Raw genomic sequence first — 20890 nt, forward strand, 5'->3', positions numbered from 1 at the left:
GTTCTATTTTCAAAGATCAATTTCTTTGTCGCCTTTTCTTGCGGCGACTCTTACTATTATATAGCCTGGCATTTCTTTTGTCAACAACTTTTTTTATTTCTTTGGAAGAAATTCTTTGAAGTTGTTTTGCAGGCTATCCCCTACTGTAAGTAGGTGCTGTTTCGTCCCTTGCTGGCGACTCTTACTACTTTAACAGGTTTCTGCAAAGCTGTCAACAGCTTTTTTCTTTTTTCTTGTTATCCTGTTTATTTTGCCCTCTCTCGGAGAGCTTTTATAGCTTATCATGCTTCTTCTCGCTTTTCAACTGGTATTTTATACCTTTTATGCTGCAATACCTCATTCTTTTAAAAAAGTAGAGGGTAGAGAATCCTAGGGAGATGGAAATCCCTTTCTTCTACCCTCTACTTAACTATTTACCGATGTTTTATCTTTCATTTTCTCCTAATAACTTACGAATATTTTCTTTTTTATCTCCATTAAAGACGTAGGAACCTGCTACTAATATATTTGCTCCTGCTTCTATACACTGTTTTGCTGTCACATCATTTATTCCTCCATCCACTTGAAGATCTATAGGATAGGATGAGATCATTTCTCTTGTTTTAGCTATCTTTTCTGTCATAACTGGAATGAATTTTTGTCCACCATAGCCTGGATTTACAGTCATCAGTAATACCATATGGATATCTTCTAGGATATATTGAAGGGTTTCTGGAGGGGTTGCAGGGTTTAGGACTACTCCTGCTTTGACTCCTGTACTCTTTATAAGCTGAATGCTTCTATGCAGATGGGTAGTCGCTTCCTGATGAATAGTAATAATATCCGCTCCTGCCTCCGCTATCCTAGGAATGAATCGATCAGGATCTTGCACCATCATATGAACATCAAATATCATTTTGCTTTTTGGTCTTAGGTTTTTGATTTGATCTGGTCCAAAGGTAATATTGGGGACAAAATTTCCATCCATCATATCAAGATGGAGTATCTCTATATTGAGTTCTTCTAATTCTTTTATCTCTCTTTCTAAATTTCCAAAGTCTGCCCCTAAAATAGAGGGCGCTATTTTAATCATGCTTCTCACCTTCTCTTTCTACTTTATAGATACCCATATTATATCAAAAGAATGAGATTTTCCCCTTTATTTTTAGGTTTTTATAAATAAAAGGACGATATTTATCGTCCTTTTATTTATAATTATTTTTCTGTATTATTTTCAGTGACTTCCCTTACCTCAGCTTTTTCCATATCTTTAGCTTCTTCTACTACTTCTTCACTTACATAGACTTTTGCCACTGAAACAATTTTGTCTTCTCCCCCTACTCTCATTAGGGTGACCCCTTGGGTACTTCTACCCATTTCTGATATTCCTTCAGCTTCTAGTCTAATAACTATGCCTTGATTATTGATTAACATGATTTCATCTTCTTTTGTTACAATTCGGATTCCTACCAATTCACCGGTTTTATTGGTCAAGTTATAGGTGATTACACCTTTTCCTCCTCTGCCCTGGGTACGGTATTCCTCTAAGGAGGTCATTTTACCATATCCATTTTCGCTTACGGCTAGAACATAGGATCCCTCGGACACTAAATCCATCCCAATAACTTGGTCTTTATTTCTTAGATCTATTCCCTTTACGCCCATAGCCGTTCTTCCCATAGCCCGGACATCATTTTCAGAAAAACGAATGGCATATCCTTTTTCTGTACCAATGATCACTTCTTTATCCCCATTGGTTAATCGTACACCAATAAGTTCATCATTTTCCTTGATGGTAATGGCAGCTAAACCCGATCTTCTGGAGGTATCATATTCTACTAGTTCTGTTTTCTTTACCATCCCTAACTTAGTCACCATAATTAAGTAATGTTCAGGGGTAAACTCCTTAACAGGGATAACTGCTGCAATCATTTCCCCTGGTTCTAACTGTAGAATATTGACAATAGCTGTTCCTCTAGCCTGTCTACTTGCCTCAGGTATTTCAAAGGCCTTGAGTCTATATACTCTCCCTTTGTTGGTAAAAAACAAGAGGTAGTGATGGGTAGACGTCATAAAGAGATGCTCCACAAAATCATCTTCTCTCGTACTTAGGGCAGCCATCCCTCTTCCTCCCCTTCTTTGGGAACGATAGGTATCAGAGGGTAGTCGTTTAATGTATCCGAAGTGGGTTAAAGTAATGACCACATCCTCTTTTTCGATTAAGTCTTCTATATCAAAATCAGAAGCATCAAGATCAAAACCTGTTCTTCGATCATCATTGTATTTTTCTTTGATGTCTAGTAATTCTTCTCTAATCACTTGATAGATAAGAGTTTCACTCCCTAGAATTTCTTTTAATCCTTTAATAGTTTCCAATAAACCACTATATTCTTCTTCTATTTTATCCCTTTCCAATCCAGTTAAGCGTTGTAGACGCATATCTAAAATGGCCTGGGCTTGTTTTTCGGATAACTGGAATTTCTCCATTAAACCTTCTTTTGCTATTTGGGCTGTTTTAGAACCTCTAATCAGCTTAATGACTTCATCAATGTGATCTAATGCAATCCTTAAACCTTCTAAGATATGTGCCCTGGCCTCTGCTTTTTCCAAATCAAACTGAGTTCTTCTGACGATAATTTCTTTTTGGTGCTCTAGATAATAGTCCAGCATTTGACGTAGATTAAGTACCTTTGGCTCACCATTCACAAGGGATAGCATAATCACTCCGAAGGTATCTTGCATTTGCGTATATTTGTATAGTAGATTTAATACTACATTGGGATTAACATCCCTTTTCAACTCCACAACAATACGCATACCATTTCTATCTGATTCATCCCTTAGGTCAGAAATGCCCTCAATTCGTTTTTCCTTTACTAAGTCAGCAATCTTTTCAATAAGTCTAGCTTTATTTACCTGATAAGGAATTTCTGTGACAATAATTCTAAATCTCTCATTGGCCATTTGCTCAATATTGGCTTTAGCCCTTACCTTGATTTTTCCTCTTCCAGTGGTATAAGCAGATCTTATTTCATTCTTCCCTAAAATAATTCCCCCGGTTGGAAAATCTGGTCCCTTAATCTTTTTCATTAAGTCCTCTATGGTGACCTCAGGATTATCAATAATCTTAAGTAATCCATCAATCACCTCTCCAAGGTTATGGGGAGGAATATTGGTGGCCATACCTACAGCGATACCTGAGGATCCATTGACCAATAGGTTAGGGAAACGAGAAGGCAATACTGTTGGTTCCTTCAAGGTTTCATCAAAGTTTGGTCTGTAATCCACGGTATTTTTATTGATGTCTCTCAATAACTCTGTAGTCATTTTTGTCATTTTAGCTTCGGTATAACGCATGGCAGCAGCGCCATCCCCATCGACAGAACCAAAATTTCCATGTCCATCTACTAAAGGATAACGGGTAGAGAAATCCTGGGCTAATCTTACCATGGCATCATATACCGCGGTATCCCCATGGGGATGGTATTTACCCAGTACGTCCCCGACGATTCTGGCACTTTTTCTATGGGCTTTTTCAGGGGTTATTCCCAGTTCGCTCATGGCATATAAAATCCTTCTATGGACTGGTTTTAGTCCATCTCTAACATCAGGTAGAGCACGGGATACAATAACACTCATGGCATAATCTATATAAGATTTTTTCATTTCATCTTCTATCTTGATTTGTAAAATATTTTCACTATTATTATTTTCTGTCATCATGGCACCTCCTTGACTATATATCTAGGTTAATTACTGTTTTGGCATTTTTCTCTATAAATTCTCTCCTGGGTTGTACCTTTTCTCCCATAAGAGTGGTGAAGATTTCATCTGCTCTTATGGCATCCTCAAGGGTAACTTGGAGCAAAGTACGGCTTTCTGGGTTCATGGTAGTCTCCCACAATTGTTCGGGATTCATCTCTCCTAAACCTTTGTAACGCTGAATATTTATATTATTGTCTCTACCCATTTCCCCTAGTATTTCATCCATTTCCTCATCACTATAGGCATACTTTTCTACCTTTCCCTTGGATACCTTATAAAGGGGTGGCTGGGCAATATAGAGATAACCTGCATCAATTAATGGTTTCATATAGCGATAAAAGAAGGTTAATAATAAAGTACGAATATGGGCACCATCTACGTCTGCATCTGTCATAATAATGATTTTATGATATCTTGCCTTTTCTATGTCAAAGTCCTCAGATATCCCCACTCCAAAGGCAGTGATCAAAGAACGAATCTCTTGGGTGGATAATATTCTATCCAATCTTGCCTTTTCCACATTTAAGATTTTACCCCTTAGAGGTAAAATAGCCATGGTACGTCTATCCCTTCCCTGTTTAGCAGATCCTCCAGCGGAGTCACCTTCCACAATGAAAATTTCTGATAAACTGGGATCTTTTTCACTACAATCAGCAAGTTTTCCCGGTAAGGAAGTGCTTTCTAGCACGCTTTTTCTTCTGGTCAATTCTCTAGCTTTTCTTGCTGCTTCCCTTGCCCGTGCAGCTGTAAGAGCCTTATCCATAATAATCTTGCCTACATTTGGGTTTTCCTCTAAAAATCTAGATAGGTTTTCCCCTACCACTTGTTCTACAATTCCTCTGACTTCGGGATTCCCTAATTTTGTTTTGGTTTGTCCCTCAAATTGAGGATCTGTCAACTTTACACTAATTACCGCAGTAATCCCTTCCCGTACGTCTTCCCCGGAAAGATTTTTATCATTTTCTTTAAGAAAGTTTTGTTTTCGAGCATAATCATTTAGGGTTCTTGTCATGGCACTTCTAAAACCACTTAAATGCACGCCGCCCTCTGTGGTATTAATATTATTGGCAAAAGTATAGATATTTTCGGCATATCCATCATTGTACTGGAAGGCTACATCTATTAAAGTACCATCTTTTTCAGTTTCAAACCCAAGAATTTGTCTGTGTATGGGCTCTTTGTTTTTATTTAGATACTCTACAAAGGAAACAATTCCCCCTTCATAGTGAAATTCTTCTTGTTTTTCTTCTTCTCTTTCATCCTTTAGGGTAATTCTAATCCCTTTATTTAAAAAGGCCAGTTCCCTTAATCGATGTTCTAGGATGTCAAAGCTATACTCTAATTCATCAAATATCTGATGATCAGGCTTAAAGGTAGTGGTTGTTCCTGTTTCTTTTGTCTCTCCAACAATCTCTAGCTCTGTAACAGGCTTACCTCTTTCATAACGTTGTCTATGAATTTTACCCTCTTGTTTTACATTTACCTCCAGCCATTCTGAAAGGGCATTTACTACAGACATCCCTACTCCATGGAGGCCTCCGGATACCTTGTAGCCCCCACCGCCGAATTTTCCTCCAGCATGGAGTACGGTTAGAGCCACTTCTACCGCTGGTTTTTTCATTTTAGGATGAATGCCCGTAGGGATTCCCCGTCCATCATCCTCTACAGTTATAGAATTATCTGGTTTAATGGTTACGTGGATGTTATCACAATAGCCTGCTAGGGCTTCATCAATACTGTTGTCCACTATTTCATAGACCAAATGGTGAAGTCCCCTATTTCCTGTACTACCAATATACATACCAGGACGTTTTCGGACTGCTTCTAATCCTTCCAATACTTGTATTTGTTCTGCTCCATAAGCTTGATTATTATTTTGTGTGGTCATTACTTACCCCCCAGTTTCATTTATTACACTTTTTCACTTTATCCATAAAACCCATTCTTTTTATCAGGGTATTTGAAGAGATGGGTGAAAAATATATAATACTCTTATGATTTACCTCTGCTAAAACAAAGGATTTTGGTTCTTCTTTGGAAATTCTTTTTATAAATCCTTCTTCTCTTGCTATATCTAAAAATTCTACAGTTTCTTTTGACATTTGGGCAATTTCTAAATTCATTACCGCAATGACATCCTTAAAAGAAACCATTTCATCTCCGCCCAGATGAAGTAACATAGGAATCCTCCTTAAAATACCAATTTTTCATCTTTTCTATTATAACCTTTATGATTAGATTCTAAAAGAAAAACAATGGAATATTATTACATCACTTTTGTATTAAAAACCTTATTTGGCTCTTCCTTCTTGAATTTCAAATATCTTTTTCTCTTTAAGCTCTATATCTTCTAGAAAGCTTAGATCGGTACAAGTAATGAAGGTTTGTACCTCCTGTAGGGAATGAATAAGCTTTTTTTGCCTTTTCTGATCTAACTCTGACATCACATCATCCAATAAAAGTATAGGAAATTCTCCTGTTTCAGTATATATCAGTTGGATAAGGGAGAGTTTTAAAGAGAGTGCAGCAGTACGCTGTTGGCCTTGGGATCCAAAGGAACGAATATCTATTTTGTTGACATTGATTTTGATATCATCCCGGTGGGGACCTATAGTGGTGGTTCCTTTTTTTATATCGTTGTTCTCACTTTTTTTGAGTTCTTTACCAAATAATTCTTTTATTTGCTGCATTTCCTCTAGAGAAGAGATTAAGGTGGATTGATAAAATAATTCTATTTTTTCAAAGCCATCGGTTATTTCATGGTGAAGACTCTTGGTAAAAACATTTATTTTTTTTAAAAAGTGAAGACGCATTTGAATAATCTTAGATCCCATATTGATTAATTGCTCATTCCATAGGGGGAGAGTATCCCTTAGGGAGGGTTGTATCTTTATTTTTTTTAATAAGTGGTTTCTCTGTTGAAGAATTTTATTATATTCCAGTAACGCATAATAATATTGAGGTCTTAGATTCGATATTTCTCGATCTAAAAAATTTCTTCTTTCCACTGGACCTTCTTTGATTAGTCTCAGGTCCTCCGGGGAAAATAGTACGGTATTGACTTGACCTAAAAGCTCTCCTATTTTTTCTAATACTATGCCATTTCTTTTTATTAATTTTTTTCGCTGATGGGAAAGTCCAATTTCTATTGTTTTTTGGCCTTGGGTTGTATTAAATTTACCCATTAAAAAAGCATGGTCCTGTCCCCAGGCTATGATTTCTTTATCTTTGCTACTACGATGGGATTTACCAATACTCATTAAATAAATAGACTCTATGATGTTTGTTTTTCCCTGGGCATTATTTCCTACAAAAATATTGATTTTGGGATGCAACTTTAAATCTAATTGATTATAATTTCTATAATTTTTTAAATGAAGCTCTTCAATATACATGAAGTGAATTGCCTCCCCTTTTTAATCCATGACAAAGTAAGAAGACCCATCTTAATCTTCCTTTTTTTATTCTATCATACTTTTCTTCAAGAACATACGTTCTTATGTTATTCTATTTCTATTTTACCATAATTAACAATTTCTATGATATCCTTTGATTTTATTTTTTTTCCTCTTTGTAGAACTACTTGTCCATTTACCTGAACTAGTCCATCTTGAATCATCATTTTGGCCATACCGCCATTTTCTGCTATACCAACATATTTTAACAATTGATCTAGTTTGATATAGGGAGGTTTTATTTTTACTTTTTCCATTTCTGTTCTCCTTTTTTAACTATCTTTATAATTAACTATTTAAACCACCTATTGAAGGTGGTTTAAATAGTGGTTTTTAATGTTCTAATAATCTAACAGGTAGGATTAAATATACAAAATAGTCCTCTTCAATAGGTTTTATAACACAAGGACTGACAGAGGTTGTAAATTCCAATATAATTTCTTCATCTTCAATAATTTTTAAAGCATCGATAAAGTATTTTGAGTTAAAGGCTATTGTAAGTTCCTCTCCCCCTATCTCTATGGTTATTTCTTCATGAACCTGCCCTATTTCTGCATTGGAGGAAATAACCATTTGCTCTCCTTGTATTTCCATTTTTATTAAGTTGTTTTTCCCTTGACGGGCAAGGAGGGCAGCTCTTTCACAACTATCCAGTAAATCTTTTGTTTTTACTTTTATTTTTGTTTTGTATTCTTCTGGGATAATTTGGTTATAGTTGATGAATTCCCCTTCTAACAATCTAGAAATAATGCGAGTATTTCCAAATTGAAAAAGAATCTGATTGCCTGTATGGGAGATTTGTATCATATTTTCCTCTTCTGATAGTATTTTACTAATTTCATTCAAGGTTCTACCTGGAATAACTTCCCTTATTTTATCATTCCCTGCTCCGGAGGTTTTTCCCTTACGAAGGGCTAGGCGATATCCGTCTAAAGCTGCTAAACTAACTGCTTTTTCGTCTACCTCAAGAAGTGCTCCTGTCAAAATAGGTCTAGTTTCGTCTTGGGCTACTGAAAAAATAGTTTGCCTAATCATATTTTTAAAAAGATCTTGGGGAATTTCTGTGAAACTCTCATCACTTACTTCAGGTAAATCTGGAAATTCCAAACCGCTTTGGCCTTGGATAACAAATTCTGAGCTGGCACAGGTAATCCAAGTTTTATTGGCTTCATCGCTTTTAATTTCTACTGGGGCTTCGGGTAGTTTTCTAATCAATTCGCTGATTATTCTAGAGGAAAGTACGACAGAACCCTCTTCTATAATTTCTCCCTCTATATAGCTTTCAATACCTATTTCTAAATCAGTAGCCACAAGTTTTATTTTATTCTCTTCTGCTTGTATAAAGATTCCTTCTAGAATAGGTAAAGTGGTTCTACTGGATACAGCTTTTTGTACGGTAACTACCCCTTCCAGTAATTGATTTTTTGAGCATTTAATATTCATTTGTGGATAACCTCCTTTATTAAAGATATATATAAATAATATATTAATTTAGTAGTAGTAGTAGTAGGGGCTGTGAATTTGTGGATAAGCCCTTATACATTGGAAAACGAATAAGAAATGAGTGTGGACAGTATGTGGCTAAAAAAGCCCTACTTATCCACAGGTTTTACTGAAAAAAAAATGGACGGGCTTTATACACACTTTATCCATAGATTTGTCCACAATAAAGATAGTTTGCCTTAGGTCCATTTTTATATTAAAGATTAAATTTATTTACCTTCTATTTGTTTAATAAATTTGTCTATGGTATTTTTTAAATTTATATCTTTTTTTACGTCATTAGAGATCTTATCACAGGCATGGATTACTGTTGAATGATCTCTTCCTCCAAACTCTTCTCCCACCTTAGGAAGGGAAAGATCGGTAAGTTCTCTGGTGATATACATAGCAATTTGTCTTGGAAAGGCAATTGCTTTGGTTCTTTTCTTAGAATTAAAATCCTCCATGCGAATATTAAAATGTTCCGCGATCACCTCTTTAATTAAAGGTACGGTAATTTTTTTGGGAGCGATGGAAGAAATAATATCTTTTAAAGCTTCATTGGCCAATTCCACAGTGATGTCTTGATTGGTTAGGGAGGAATAAGCCACTATTCGTATAAGTGCCCCTTCTAATTCACGAATATTGGACTGAATTTTCTTGGCGATGAAATGCATAACCTCATTGGGGATATCTAAATTTTCTACATTTGCTTTTTTTCTAAGAATTGCAATTCTAGTTTCCAGATCAGGGGGTTGGATATCTGTGATCAGTCCCCATTCAAAGCGTGAACGCAGCCTATCTTCTAAGGTTGGAATCTCCTTAGGAGGTCTGTCACTGGAAATGATGATTTGCTTATTTGCATCATGTAGGGCATTAAAGGTATGGAAAAATTCCTCTTGGGTACTTTCCTTCCCTGCAATAAACTGGATATCATCGACCAATAAAACATCAATATTTCGGTAACGATTTCTAAATTCTACGTTCTTATCGTCCCGAATGGAATTAATTAATTCATTGGTGAATTTTTCCGAGGAAACATACATGACCTTGGATTTAGGATTTTGATTTAGAATAAAATGAGCGATGGCATGCATAAGGTGAGTTTTACCTAAACCAACACCCCCATAGATAAACAATGGGTTGTATGCTTTGGCCGGTGCCTCGGCTACAGCTAAAGATGCAGCATGGGCGAAGCGATTACTATTACCAATAACAAAAGTTTCAAAGGTATATTTGGGGATGAGATTGGTTGGTGGCGCACTTACTATATTGGCCTTTTCATCATTCTCTTGATATACCTCTTTTTGGATCTCCTCAGTGGGTATAGTAAATTTTATATTTATTTGTTCTCCAGTTACCTGTTTGAGAGCATTGGATATTAGAACAATATACCTAGCTTCCAATATTCCCTTTGTAAAATCATTGGGTACCCCTAGTATGATCCGGTTGCCCTGGTAGGAAATTGGCTCAATGGTTTTTAGCCAGGTATTAAAACTAACCTCGGTTAGTTCTGATTTGATAATTTCTAATGTCTTTGCCCAAACTTCAAATAGTGGAGATGTCATAGATAAACCCCCTATCGTGTAAATAATAACTGTTTGTCCACTCTTTATCCACATAAAAATTGTAGGAAATAAATAAAAATTAGGGAAAAAAGAAGAGATGACAAACATTAGATTGAATTTGTGGATAAAATGTGAAAAGATATACGTGTATATATGTATAATGAATGAATCAACAACTGTGGATAAAATTTATTAACATGAAAATATTGCTAATTATCTTGAGTATAGACACATAAAAGAAAAAATAAACCTTTATTATTTAATTATCCACAATATTATCCACAAACTATGAAAATTTGTGGATAATATGTATAAAAGCTATAAGTTATCAACAATGTGTTTATATGATATCAAATAATGCAGGGCTTATCAATAAAAATTAAATAAATTATCCACAAAAAGAAGAAGAGAAATTAATATTATCCACATAGGCTATAAAAATAGAAAATTATTCTACAATATTTGCTGTAGAGAACAAGTTCTCAGAGACTGTTGAAAAATCATATATAAAGGAAAATACCTAAATTTGTCATTGTGAGCATAGGAAAAAATTGAGCATTTAAGCGAGTTTAAGATGTTCCACTCCCCTACTCTACATTTAGAATGAAACAAAAGGGGACGTTTTCAACAACCCGAAAGAACAAGTTGTCATTTAGTTATGGAAAAAAACTGTATTATTTTGTGAAGATATGGGAGGATTACCAGCTTTTCTTGCTTGACATGGTAAGGGGTAATCGATATAATTTTATAGTAAACTTATTATAATGGTGTAAACTATGGTTTAATATAATTGGATACACGAGGAGGTGCCTTGCATGAAAAGAACATATCAGCCTAAAAAAAGACAAAGACAAAAAGTCCATGGATTTAGAAAAAGGATGTCTACTTTATCTGGACGTAATGTATTAAGAAGAAGAAGAAAAAAAGGTAGAAAAGTATTATCAGCATAAAGGCCGCAGTATAGTGGCCTTTTTCTACAATTATTTTTATGAAATAGGAAGGTTAACTTTCCTATTTCATAAAAAAAAGGAAGTAGGAGGATTTGTCCTTTTTTTTAGATGAGATGTAGAATTTCGTGCTTAATGGGGATAATAAATGTAAAGATTACCCAAATATTGGAGGAAGTATTTTTAAATGAACGATACCCATACACTAAAAAAAAATCAAGATTTTAAACTACTATATAATAAGGGTCAATCCTTTGCTAATCGTTTGCTGGTAATTTATTATTCTAGTAATGGAAATTATGTGAATCGCCTAGGACTTTCTGTAAGTAAGAAGGTAGGAAATAGTGTAGTTAGAAATCGGGTAAAAAGATTGATGAGGGAAAGTTATAGGCTAAATGAGGATAAAATTAAAAAAGGATACGATATGATTTTGATTGCCAGAGTAAAGGCTAATGATGCTGATTATAAATCCATAGAGAGTGCATTGGTCCATTTATTAAAAAAAGTTGATCTTTTGGAAAAAAACTAAGGTTGGATGTCTATGATGAAGAGAATGGTATTATCTATAATAAGATTATATCAAAGGATGATATCCCCACTTTTACCTAAAAGTTGTAGATTTTATCCTACTTGTTCCCAATATACCTATGGAGCAATTGAAAAATTTGGATTATCCAAGGGCCTTTATTTGGGTCTAAAAAGAATTGTAAAATGTCATCCTTTTCATCCTGGCGGATTTGATCCTCTGCCTTAGGATGATGGGGATTCACAATAATGAAATGGGGGTTTATACGAGTGGCTATACTATATGATTTACTGGGTAAGCTTTTATATGGAATTTATTCTCTATTCCAAAACTATGGGCTATCTATCATTGCCTTTACGGTTGTGGTAAAAGTATTTTTGCTTCCTTTGGCATTAAAGCAAACCAATTCCATGAAGCAAATGCAGACCATACAACCAAAGATTCAAGCTTTACAACAAAAGTATAAAAATGATAAACAAAAATTAAATGAGAAAATGATGGAACTGTATAAGGAACATAATTACAATCCTGCTGGTGGATGTTTACCACTACTTATACAATTTCCGATATTAATTGGTTTATTTAGAGTATTACAGAATCCACAGACTTATGTATTTCCAGAGGGTACCTACCAACATGTTGCACAAAGTTTTCTATGGTTACCCAACTTAGGAAATCCCGATCCATACTATATATTGCCTGTGCTTGCTGCCTTAACGACATATTTATCTACTAAGATGATGAGTACAAGCAATAGTGGCGATCAAACCCAAAAGACCATGAATATGATTATGCCTCTTATGATTGGTTGGATTAGTATAAGATTTCCTTCCGGACTTGCCCTTTATTGGGTGGTAAGCAATGTATTCCAAATGATACAACAATATGTGATGATGAGGAGTGTAGTGTCGGATAAGGAGGTTTCCAGATAGCATGAAAAAAATAGTGGCTACGGGAAAGACCATTCAAGAAGCCATTGAACATGGCTTAGAGGAATTACAACTCAGGGAAGACCAGGTAGAAACCAATGTTGTAGAAGAACCCTCTAAGGGACTATTTGGATTATGGGGTAATAAGTTAGCTAAGGTAGAAATTTCCGTTAAGGATAATGTGGAAGAAATGGCTTCTAGCTTTATGACTCAAATACTAGAAGCTATGAATATAGAGGCCAAAATAACGACTCAATTGGATGAACATTCACTGGAGATTGAAATTGAAGGTGTAGATATGGGTATCCTCATTGGAAGAAGAGGACAGACCCTTGATGCGATTCAATACTTAGTGAGTTTAGTCGTAAATAAAAATCGGGAAAAATACATTCGAGTTGTAGTAGATACCGAAGACTACAGGGCAAAGAGAGAAAAAACTCTAGAACAATTAGCCCTACGTTTGGCTAAGAAGGTAGAGAAGACAAATAAAAAGGTATTACTAGAACCAATGAATCCCTATGAGAGAAGAATTATTCATTCCATTCTTCAAAATCATCCAAAGGTAACCACCTATAGTGAAGGGGAAGAACCTTACAGGAAAGTGGTTATTGCATTAAAATAGTGACGAGAAAACCCAGCTACCCTAGGCAATATTATCGAAGATATTCCTAAAGGTGCTGGGTTTATGTAATTGTATAAGGGGTTTTTTGGTATAATAACAAAGAAGAAAAATCTAAAGCCTATAACTATAGAAGAAAAGAGATAAAAATCTCATAGGAAGGTGAAAAGCATGTATGTAAATGACACCATCGCCGCTATATCTACTGCCCCCGGTGAGGCAGGTATTGGCATTGTGCGTATGAGCGGTAAGGATGCTTTTGCTATTACTGAGAAGATATTTCAATCTTCCTCAAAAAAAGCATTCTCTGCATTAAACAATAGAAGCATCAATCATGGATTTATTATAGAGCCTAATACAGGAACAAAAATAGATGAAGTATTAATTAGTAAGATGAAAGGCCCCCATACCTACACAGCAGAAGATGTGGTAGAAATTAATTGTCATGGGGGAACTGTACCAGTAAAAAGAATGTTGGAATTGGTTTTAAGAAATGGCGCTAGACTTGCTGAACCTGGAGAATTTACAAAACGGGCTTTTTTAAATGGTCGCATAGACCTTTCTCAAGCTGAGGCAGTTATTGATGTCATTACGGCAAAGACCAATATAGGAATGGAAGTAGCTTTAGGGCAATTGGAGGGAAGTCTTTCCTACAATATTGAAGAAATTCGTACCATAATTATCAATATGTTGGCCCATATAGAAGCATCCATTGATTATCCAGAGTATGATATTGAAGAAGTAACCTATGATACGCTGCTAAAGCAGGCTGAGGAAGTAAAGGAAAAAATCCAAAGTTTATTAAAAAGTGCAGATACCGGTAAAATCCTTAGGGAAGGCCTGAATACCGTAATTGTTGGCAAGCCCAATGTGGGAAAATCCTCTCTCTTAAACGCACTGTTAAAGGAAGGACGAGCTATTGTCACCGATGTGCCCGGAACCACTAGAGATGTCATAGAGGATTATATCAATATCAATGGTATACCATTGAAGATTGTGGACACCGCCGGAATTAGGGAAACCCAGGATATTGTTGAAAAAATAGGTGTAGATAAATCAAGACAGCATATGGAGCAGGCAGACTTAATACTATTTTTATTGGATGTTAGCAATCCTTTAGATGATGAAGATAAAACCCTAATGAAATTAGTAAAAAATAAAAAAACAATTATTTTATTCAATAAAACAGATCTTCCAACTCAGGTATCCCAAGAGGAAATTAATAAATACTTTGAGGGGAAAACAATGATTGAAATATCGGCTCTTAAAGGAAAGGGATTAGATGCCTTAGAAGAAGCCATATCTACAATGGTCTTTGGAGGACAAGTTGCTATTTCAGATACCGGGTTAGTATCCAATATTCGTCATAAAAATCTATTGGAAAGCGCTTTTGATAGTATAGATATAACGATAGGTACCATAGAAGACAATCTTCCCTTGGAATTGGTGTCGGTGGATCTAAAGGATTGTTGGGATTATTTAGGACAAGTCACAGGGGATACTGTGTCTGAAAACATTATAGATCAGATTTTTGCTAATTTTTGTATTGGAAAGTAGGAGATAAGATGGAATATTTTGCAGGAGAATATGATGTGATTGTTATAGGCGGGGGGCATGCAGGATGTGAGGCAGCTTTAGCACCAGCTAGAATGGGTTATAAGACATTATTGGTCACTCTTAATCTAGATAGTATTGCCTATATGCCCTGTAACCCGGCTATAGGGGGAACAGGTAAGGGACATTTAGTCAGGGAGATAGATGCCCTTGGAGGGCAAATGGGTCTGAATATAGACAAAACCTTTATCCAAAGTAGGATGTTAAATACAGGAAAAGGACCGGCAGTCCATTCCCTAAGAGCCCAGGCAGATAAAATAGCCTATCAACATTCCATGAAAAAAACATTAGAAGAACAAGAAAATCTAGTGGTAAAACAAAATGAAGTAACAAAATTAATGATTGAAGAGGGTAAGATAAAAGGCGTGCTTACCAAATCTGGAGGAATATTTCATGCCAAGACCATTATTGTGGCTACGGGTACTTATTTAAGAGGGAAAATTTTCATTGGAGATGTTCATTATAGTGGAGGACCCAATGGATTAGTAGCGGTAGAAGAATTATCCCATGATTTAATGGATAAGGGAATTGATTTGATGCGTCTAAAGACGGGAACTCCTGCCAGGATAGATAAGAAAACCGTTGATTTCTCAAAGATGATCATCCAACCAGGAGATGAAAAAATCGTTCCTTTCTCCTTTATGAACGATTCTTTAGAAAAAGAACAAGTTCCCTGCTATCTAACCTATACCAATGATAAAACCCATAAGGTCATCCAGGAAAATCTTCACCGATCTCCTATGTATAGCGGAGTTGTTGAGGGAGTGGGGGCAAGATATTGTCCATCTATTGAAGATAAAATTGTTCGTTTCTCTGACAAGCCCAGTCATCAGATATTTATAGAACCAGAAGGACTAAATACCAATGAACTATATGTTCAAGGATTATCCTCTAGTCTTCCAGAGGATGTACAAATGGAAATGATAAAAACCATCCCAGGTTTAGAAAATGCTGTAATGATGAGAACAGCCTATGCTATTGAATATGATAGTATTGATCCTACACAGCTTAAACTTTCTTTAGAATTAAAAAATATCAGTGGGTTATTTTTGGCAGGACAAATTAATGGCACCTCTGGTTATGAGGAGGCTGCTGCTCAAGGACTTATAGCGGGTATTAATGCAGTACAATATATAAAAGGTGAAGAACCACTGATTTTAGATCGTTCAGAGGCCTATATAGGCGTATTAATCGATGATATTGTCACTAAGGGAACGAAAGAGCCCTATCGAATTATGACATCTCGGGCAGAATATCGCCTGCTTTTGCGTCAAGATAATGCAGATTTGAGACTCACTGAAAAGGGATATGCTATTGGATTAGTTACTGAAGAAAGATACCAGAAATATGTAAATAAAAAAGAAGAGTTTAAAATAGAATTGGAACGTTTAAAATCTGTAATGGTAAAGCCCACCCAAGAGGTACAGGCATTTTTAGAAAGCATAGGAAGTACACCGTTAAAAACCAGTATATCCTTACATGAGCTCATGAAGAGACCTCAAGTGACTTACTATAATACTGAATTTCTAGATAAGGAAAGACCCCAAATATCAGATCAGGCAGCGGAGCAAGTGGATATCCAAGTAAAATATGAAGGATATATTCATAGACAATTAAGGCAAGTGGAAAGCTTTAAGAAAATGGAAAATAACTATCTTCCCTCAGATATTCAATATCATCAGATTAAAGGATTGCGTATAGAAGCAAGGCAAAAACTTGATCAAATAAGACCCTCATCTTTAGGGCAAGCCTCCAGAATATCTGGAGTTTCACCTGCTGATATTTCTGTACTTATGATCTACATGGAACAAATGAGAAGACAGAAAAAGGAGGATGAAAGGGAAGATGAATAATAAAGAGCTTCTTTTAGCAGGAGCAGAGGAACTGGGAATCAATCTATCCGCCCAACAAATTGAAGAACTTCTTGCATATAAAGATATTGTAGTAGAAGTGAATCAGTCTATGAATTTAACTTCTATTACAGAGGATAGGGACTTTATTGTTAAACATTTTCTGGATAGTTTTACCATCGGCAAAGCCATTGATTTTACAAAGGTGGATAGGGTACTGGATATGGGTACGGGAGCAGGTTTTCCAGGAGTGCCTTTAAAAGTACTTTATCCCAACATCTCCTTTGTATTGGCGGATTCCTTAAATAAGCGTATTCAATTTTTAAAGGATACCACAGAAAAAATAGGCCTTAGCAAGATTGATTGTATACACGGAAGAGCAGAAGATTTAGGTCAAGACCCAAAATATAGGGAATCTTTTGATGTTGTGGTCTCTAGGGCTGTAGCAAACTTGGCGGTATTGGCGGAATATTGTATTCCATTTTTAAAAGTGAATGGAACATTCCTGTGTTTGAAAGGACCAAATTATGAAGAAGAACTTAAGGAAAGTAAAAAAGCTCTTAGATTATTAGGGGGAGAAATGCAGGAAATTGTGGAAGTAAAGCTTCCCTTTAGCGATATTGTTCATTATATTCTAGTGATCAAAAAAACAAAACAAACTCCGACTAAATTTCCTAGAAAACCAGGAAAGCCGACAAAAAGCCCTATAAAATAAGAAAAATTAAAAATAATGACGAAGGAAAGTTACCTTTATTCATCAAGAAATTCCTTAATCTAGAAGGAACAGACAAATTTATATAGAATACTAATCTTAATACATGTTTTATATTTAAATCATATTCTTTATATACCTATGAGGAAAAGTTAGTGGAGAAAGTTGAGGGGAATAATCCAATGAAAGAAAATGCTATTGCCAGGGAAATAGAATATATTCCGGTGGAAAATATACGTCCTAATCCATACCAACCTAGAAAATACTTCAATCAGTCATCTATTGAAGAATTGGCAGCTTCTATTGAAAATTATGGCATATTACAACCTTTAAGTGTAAGAAAAATAGGGGAAACTCACTATGAGTTGGTAGCTGGTGAAAGGAGATTAAGGGCAGCAAAACTATTGGAATTGAAAGAGGTACCTACAATAGTCATAGAAATTGTAGATAAAGACTCCGCGGTTTTAGCACTAATTGAAAACTTACAAAGAGAAGACTTAAACTATATTGAAGAGGCTCAAAGCTATCATCATCTTTTAAATGATCATCATATGACCCAAGAAGAAATTGCAAAAAAGGTGGGGAAAACCCAATCCACTATTGCAAATAAATTACGACTGTTGCGCTTAAGTGATCCAGTAAAAAAAATACTTGTGGATAAAGCTCTATCTGAACGTCATGCTCGCTCCCTATTACGATTGCCTGATGAAGAATTGCAGTTAGAAATATTGGATAAGGTCACTGAAAAAAGTTTGACCGTAAAAAAGACCGAAGAATTAATAGAAAAGACAAGACAAAAACTAATGGAAGAACAATCAGGAGACGGAGACAAGAGGAAAAATGCTAGAGCAAGGGTAAAAAGCTTTATCAATCTAAGAATTTATATAAATACCCTTCGCAATGCCTTTGATGAAATTAAAAAAACAGGTATAAACGCTACCTTTGAGCAAAAAGATCATGAGGAATACATAGAAGTAAAAGTAAAGATACCCAAAAGATTAAAACAACAATAGAGAAGTAAAATCCCATGGAAATAAAAATATAAAAAGATTGCCTTTGCATAAGAGGATTTTAAAAGAGGTAGAAGATAGAGAAAGAAGCGGAGTATCTTCCCACCCGTTGGAGTCAACCTAATGGATAGATATAGATCTATTGTATTCGTTGAATTTTTATTAACCAGTACAACCAATGATAATAAGGGATTTATAATTTATTATAAAAGGAAAATTAATAAAAAAGCAGTTTTATCATAAAAGATGGATGTTTCACGTGAAACATCCATCTTTTATGATATTTTTTATCTAAATCTATGATAGAATAGAATAAAACAACCTATTGTGCTAGTGGAATTTGTAATTATCGTCGTTTTCCGGCTAAGAGTTAGTAGATTTTTGAGATTGAACTTAAAATACACTTGGCAAATCTTTCTCTTTAGGAGCATTACAAACTTATGAAAAAGCCTGAGGTGTGCCATCTCAGTGGAACAAAGTGAAGGAAAGAATTTCTAAAGCTTCTTAAATACTTAGATATATAGGAAAACAAGTTAAATCTTAATAGTAATTACAGGCTTCTTTCATTTAAGGGATGGGAACTTTCAAAATTCATGAAGATGTAGAAGTGTCTTGGGTATTTTTTCATTCTATGGGCACGATGGGTGAAGATAGATAAAAAACAGATATGATTTGTGAAAAATGATTTTGGTGTAATAGGAGTGATCACTTGTCTAGGACTATAGCAATTTTCAATCAAAAGGGAGGAGTGGGTAAAACCACTACAAATGTTAATTTAAGTGCTGGATTGGGGAAATTAGGCAAAAAAGTTCTAGTGATAGACATTGATCCCCAGGGTAATTCCTCCAGTGGGCTAGGAATAAATAAAAACCATCTAGAATATAGCATATACGATGTCCTAATAAACGATTTAGATAGCCATAAGGCGATTATTAAAACAGACTTTGATAATCTACATATCCTACCAGCTACTGTAGAGTTGGCAGGGGCAGAAATTGAATTAACATCAAAAAACCAAAGGGAAGTAAAGTTAAAAAAGAAAATTGAAGAAGTAAAAGAAGATTATGACTATATATTTATCGATTGTCCTCCTTCTCTAGGTCTATTGAGCATAAACGCTTTGGCGGCCTCTGATAGTGTTTTGATCCCTATTCAATGTGAATATTATGCTTTAGAAGGAGTCAGCCAGCTAATGAACACCATACAACTGGTAAAGCGAGGATTAAATCCCAACCTTGAAATAGAAGGTGTAGTATTAAGTATGTTTGATGGGAGAAACAATCTGTCTATCCAAGTGGTAGATGAAGCGAAAAAGTATTTTAGGGGAAAGGTGTACACCACTTTAATCCCTAGAAATGTTCGTCTTGCTGAAGCACCCAGTTATGGATTGCCTATTATGGAATACGACCTCAAATCCAGGGGGGCAGAAGCTTATCTTGATCTTGCTCAGGAATTTATTGATTATACAGAGGAAGGTGAGTAAAATGGCTAAGAGAGGTTTGGGTAGGGGGCTACAAGCCCTTATTCCGGAAATGGAGGAAGAAAAAACTGTTGATTTAGAAATAAAGATCAGAGATATTTATCCCAATAAACAGCAACCTAGGAGAAAATTCAGTCGGGAGAAATTAGAAGAATTGGCATCCTCTATAAAGGAACATGGGGTGATTCAGCCCATTTTGGTAAGTCCATCGGATAGTGGTTATCAAATTGTAGCTGGCGAGAGAAGATGGCGGGCGGCAAGCCTAGCAGGTCTTGAAAGTATCCCTGCCATTGTAAAAGAATTCTCAGAACAGGAAATAATGGAAATTGCTTTAATAGAAAACCTACAAAGGGAAGACTTAAACATTGTAGAAGAGGCTAAGGCGTATAAACTTTTAATGGATCAATTTCATCTTACCCAGGAGGAGATTTCCAATAAGCTGGGAAAGAGTAGAACGGCTATTACCAACACATTAAGATTGCTGAATCTTTCTAAGGAACTACAATCCTATCTCATTGACAATCAACTCTCCCCAGGTCATGGACGAGCCCTATTAACAGTGGAAAACAAAAACACAAGAGTAACCTTAGCGAAAAAAGCAATAGAAGAAAAAATGTCAGTACGGGAATTAGAAAAGGTAGTAAAAAATATTAAAAAAGATACTCAACCACTAAAGGCAGCAAAAAATAAATCCCCCCTAATTATTGAGCTAGAGGACAATCTACAAAAAACTTTGGGAACCAAAGTCCTTATTTCCCATGGAAGGAAAAAAGGCAAAATTGAAATTGAATATTATTCTAATGATGATTTAGAAAGAATTATGGAGATTATTACTTCTAATCTATAAACAACAACCAATGTTTCACGTGAAACATTGGTTGTTGTTTATAGCTAAAGATCAAAAAAATCAGGGCTTATTTTCCATTGTGAGGCTATTAAATATTTTTCTTATAG

Annotated in this window: 19 protein-coding genes; 11 read left to right on the forward strand and 8 right to left on the reverse strand. The window is 35.4% G+C overall.

The genetic code is table 11. The annotated features are described in order from the left end of the window. Window positions 1-424: 424 nt before the first annotated feature. From rpe to dnaA, 8 genes are all read right to left on the reverse strand, one after another. Window positions 425-1072: a ribulose-phosphate 3-epimerase gene (gene rpe, locus NSA47_RS09605; RefSeq protein ID WP_257531376.1), complete on the reverse strand. Its 648-nt coding sequence runs from the start codon at window positions 1070-1072 to the stop codon at window positions 425-427. 122 nt (window positions 1073-1194) lie between these two features. Beyond that, window positions 1195-3699: a DNA gyrase subunit A gene (gene gyrA, locus NSA47_RS09610; RefSeq protein ID WP_257531378.1), complete on the reverse strand. Its 2505-nt coding sequence runs from the start codon at window positions 3697-3699 to the stop codon at window positions 1195-1197. Between the two features lie 16 nt (window positions 3700-3715). Continuing rightward, the gene (gene gyrB, locus NSA47_RS09615) at window positions 3716-5632 is read right to left on the reverse strand and encodes a DNA topoisomerase (ATP-hydrolyzing) subunit B (RefSeq protein ID WP_257531380.1); all 1917 of its coding nucleotides are present in this window, start codon (window positions 5630-5632) and stop codon (window positions 3716-3718) included. A gap of 16 nt (window positions 5633-5648) precedes the next feature. Beyond that, entirely contained in the window at window positions 5649-5924 is a 276-nt protein-coding gene (gene remB / locus NSA47_RS09620) for an extracellular matrix regulator RemB (RefSeq protein ID WP_257531382.1), read from the reverse strand. Between the two features lie 111 nt (window positions 5925-6035). Further along, entirely contained in the window at window positions 6036-7139 is a 1104-nt protein-coding gene (gene recF / locus NSA47_RS09625; protein ID WP_257531384.1) for a DNA replication/repair protein RecF, read from the reverse strand. 107 nt (window positions 7140-7246) lie between these two features. Then, window positions 7247-7456, reverse strand: a complete 210-nt coding sequence (locus tag NSA47_RS09630; RefSeq protein ID WP_257531386.1) for an RNA-binding S4 domain-containing protein — start codon at window positions 7454-7456, stop codon at window positions 7247-7249. Between the two features lie 76 nt (window positions 7457-7532). Beyond that, on the reverse strand, window positions 7533-8642 hold the full coding sequence (dnaN, locus tag NSA47_RS09635; protein WP_257531388.1) for a DNA polymerase III subunit beta: 1110 nt from the start codon (window positions 8640-8642) through the stop codon (window positions 7533-7535). 269 nt (window positions 8643-8911) lie between these two features. Next, window positions 8912-10249: a chromosomal replication initiator protein DnaA gene (gene dnaA, locus NSA47_RS09640; RefSeq protein WP_257531390.1), complete on the reverse strand. Its 1338-nt coding sequence runs from the start codon at window positions 10247-10249 to the stop codon at window positions 8912-8914. 815 nt (window positions 10250-11064) lie between these two features. On the opposite strand from dnaA, the gene rpmH reads away from it, so the two are divergent. The 11 genes from rpmH to NSA47_RS09695 all read left to right on the forward strand — a co-directional run bounded on the left by rpmH (window position 11065) and on the right by NSA47_RS09695 (window position 20783). Beyond that, a complete protein-coding gene (rpmH, locus tag NSA47_RS09645) occupies window positions 11065-11199 on the forward strand; it encodes a 50S ribosomal protein L34 (RefSeq protein WP_257531392.1) in 135 nt (44 codons plus the stop codon). A gap of 184 nt (window positions 11200-11383) precedes the next feature. Continuing rightward, window positions 11384-11725: a ribonuclease P protein component gene (gene rnpA / locus NSA47_RS09650; protein ID WP_257531394.1), complete on the forward strand. Its 342-nt coding sequence runs from the start codon at window positions 11384-11386 to the stop codon at window positions 11723-11725. Between the two features lie 12 nt (window positions 11726-11737). Continuing rightward, window positions 11738-11950, forward strand: coding sequence for a membrane protein insertion efficiency factor YidD (gene yidD, locus NSA47_RS09655; protein ID WP_257531396.1), 213 nt, complete (start codon window positions 11738-11740; stop codon window positions 11948-11950). Between the two features lie 20 nt (window positions 11951-11970). Beyond that, window positions 11971-12654, forward strand: a complete 684-nt coding sequence (locus tag NSA47_RS09660; RefSeq protein ID WP_257531398.1) for a YidC/Oxa1 family membrane protein insertase — start codon at window positions 11971-11973, stop codon at window positions 12652-12654. A 1-nt stretch (window position 12655) separates the two neighbouring features. Beyond that, window positions 12656-13273, forward strand: coding sequence for an RNA-binding cell elongation regulator Jag/EloR (jag, locus tag NSA47_RS09665; protein WP_257531400.1), 618 nt, complete (start codon window positions 12656-12658; stop codon window positions 13271-13273). Window positions 13274-13441: 168 nt separating this feature from the next. Next, the gene (mnmE, locus tag NSA47_RS09670; RefSeq protein ID WP_257531402.1) at window positions 13442-14827 is read left to right on the forward strand and encodes a tRNA uridine-5-carboxymethylaminomethyl(34) synthesis GTPase MnmE; all 1386 of its coding nucleotides are present in this window, start codon (window positions 13442-13444) and stop codon (window positions 14825-14827) included. Between the two features lie 8 nt (window positions 14828-14835). Next, a complete protein-coding gene (gene mnmG, locus NSA47_RS09675) occupies window positions 14836-16737 on the forward strand; it encodes a tRNA uridine-5-carboxymethylaminomethyl(34) synthesis enzyme MnmG (protein WP_257531404.1) in 1902 nt (633 codons plus the stop codon). Then, window positions 16730-17449 carry a 16S rRNA (guanine(527)-N(7))-methyltransferase RsmG gene (rsmG, locus tag NSA47_RS09680; protein ID WP_257531406.1) on the forward strand — a complete coding sequence of 240 codons (720 nt, stop codon included), beginning with the start codon at window positions 16730-16732 and terminating at the stop codon, window positions 17447-17449. The genes mnmG and rsmG overlap by 8 nt, the downstream gene beginning before the upstream one ends. A gap of 194 nt (window positions 17450-17643) precedes the next feature. Then, window positions 17644-18459, forward strand: a complete 816-nt coding sequence (gene noc, locus NSA47_RS09685) for a nucleoid occlusion protein (RefSeq protein ID WP_506323677.1) — start codon at window positions 17644-17646, stop codon at window positions 18457-18459. A 706-nt stretch (window positions 18460-19165) separates the two neighbouring features. Continuing rightward, window positions 19166-19939, forward strand: a complete 774-nt coding sequence (locus NSA47_RS09690) for a ParA family protein (RefSeq protein ID WP_257531408.1) — start codon at window positions 19166-19168, stop codon at window positions 19937-19939. A gap of 1 nt (window position 19940) precedes the next feature. Then, the gene (locus NSA47_RS09695; RefSeq protein ID WP_257531410.1) at window positions 19941-20783 is read left to right on the forward strand and encodes a ParB/RepB/Spo0J family partition protein; all 843 of its coding nucleotides are present in this window, start codon (window positions 19941-19943) and stop codon (window positions 20781-20783) included. Window positions 20784-20890: the final 107 nt, after the last annotated feature.

Origin of the sequence: Irregularibacter muris (genome assembly GCF_024622505.1) — a bacterium.
GTDB lineage: Bacteria > Bacillota > Clostridia > Eubacteriales > Garciellaceae > Irregularibacter > Irregularibacter muris.